Source organism: Frankia sp. AgB32, from assembly GCF_023243045.1.
GTDB lineage: Bacteria > Actinomycetota > Actinomycetes > Frankiales > Frankiaceae > Frankia.
Genome location: NZ_JALKFX010000153.1, coordinates 1 through 1,916 on the forward strand (window position 1 = coordinate 1; position 1,916 = coordinate 1,916).

Consider the following 1,916-nt stretch of genomic DNA (forward strand, 5'->3'; position numbering starts at 1 on the left):
GAGCGCCGGGATAAACCGGCATGGAGAAGGAGATGGAAGAGCTCTACATCGAAGGGCTAGCGACCCACGGTGGCCCTGAACCATGCGTCGGTGTCCGCGAGGGCGCAGGCGAAGCGTTGGTAGGGGTACGTGCAGGCCGGGCTATTGAGCCGCGAAATCAGGGAGGTTGGGGTGCCGACGCGGTTAACTGACGCGGAAGGCAACATCGCCGGCGGCGCTATGCGCGAGTCGTCGGGGGACCCCGCGCGGTCGGAGAACCATGGCATGTACGGAATCTTCATGCGCGAGAACCGGGAGATCCCACGGTCGCCCGCCGGGTCGATGGCCGGTCGGGCCGCTCAGAGAACGCTGAGGCGGTACGCCTGAGATGCACGAACGTGGGAAGTCAGACATGCCCGTAGTACCTGCGAACCTGTCGAACAAAACCGTGTACGCGGTGGCGGAGATGGGGGAGGGAAGGGGCATGGCCGAGGGGAACACGGCCAGCAAAACGCGTCCCGGACACAGAGCCGGAGCAGGCGCGCCCAATGCGCTGGAACGTGTGCGCCGCGTAGCACGACAGAAAAAGGAAGCACGGTTCACCGCGCTGCTGCACCACGTTGACATCGACCGCCTCAGAGCGGCCTACCGGGCTATCCACCCGGCAGCCGCTCCGGGCATTGACGGGATGACGTGGGAGGCTTACGGACAGAGGCTGGAGGACAACCTCCGCGACCTGCACGAGCGGCTTCACACAGGGCGCTACCAGGCGAAACCATCACGCAGGGCGTACATACCGAAGGCGGACGGGCGGCAGCGGCCGCTCGGCATCGCCACACTGGAAGACAAGATCGTCCAGCGGGCCGTCGTCGAGGTACTGAACGTCGTCTACGAGGTGGATTTTCTGGGATTCTCCTACGGGTTCCGGCCGGGGCGCAGCCCGCATCACGCGCTCGATGCGCTCACGGTCGGGATCGAACGTAAGAGGGTGAACTGGGTGCTCGACGCGGACATCCGCGATTTCTTTACCAGCCTTGACCATCACTGGCTGATGAAGTTCCTTGAGCACCGGATTGCGGATCAACGGGTCCTGCGGCTGGTCCAGAAATGGCTGAACGCAGGAGTCATCGAGAACGGGACGTGGTCGCGGACCATGGAGGGAGTTCCGCAGGGAGCATCGGTTTCACCGTTGCTCGCCAATGTCTACCTCCACTATGTCTTCGACCTGTGGGTCCAGTGGTGGCGAAGTCGCTTCGCGCACGGAGACATGATCGTCGTGCGCTTCGCCGACGACGCCATCGCTGGCTTCGAGTACCAGGAAGACGCCAGGCGGTTCCTGGCCGATCTACGCGAGAGGTTCGCGAAGTTCGGAATGGAACTGCACCCCGACAAGACCCGGCTGATCGAGTTCGGGCGCCATGCCGCGGAACGGCGAACAGCGCGGGACAGGGGTAGACCCGAGACGTTCAACTTCCTGGGATTCACGCATATGTGTGCGATGACCAGGGGTGGGCGGTTCTGGGTGAGGCGTGTCACGGAAAAGAAGCGCATGCGGATGAAGCTGCGGGAGATCAAGGAAGAGCTCAAGCGGCGCCGGCATCAATCCCTTCCCGAGCAGGGGCGGTGGTTACGTAGCGTGGTGAACGGTTACCTCGCCTATTACGCTGTCCCTGGCAACACCGATGCGGTCGCATCTTTCCGCACGCAGGTCGGGCGGCACTGGTACAAGGCGCTGCGGCGCCGCAGCCAGCGCACGCGTCTGAACTGGATACGGATGGACCGCATCACCAAACGATGGCTACCACCCGCCCGTCCACGGCATCCTTTCCCCGTCGTGCGCTTCGACGCCAGAACCCGAGGCAGGAGCCCAGTGCGGTAGTCCCGCACGCTGGGATCTGTGCGGGGGGCCGCCCGCAAGGGCGGTCCCTACCGCGATC

At 64.3% G+C, this 1,916-nt stretch carries 1 protein-coding gene; it reads left to right on the top strand.

All coding sequences use genetic code 11. The annotated features are described in order from the left end of the window. Positions 1–463 precede the first annotated feature (463 nt). Complete coding sequence (ltrA, locus tag MXD60_RS26170) at positions 464–1,858, top strand: group II intron reverse transcriptase/maturase (RefSeq protein WP_248822373.1); 1,395 nt, start codon at positions 464–466, stop codon at positions 1,856–1,858. Positions 1,859–1,916: the final 58 nt, after the last annotated feature.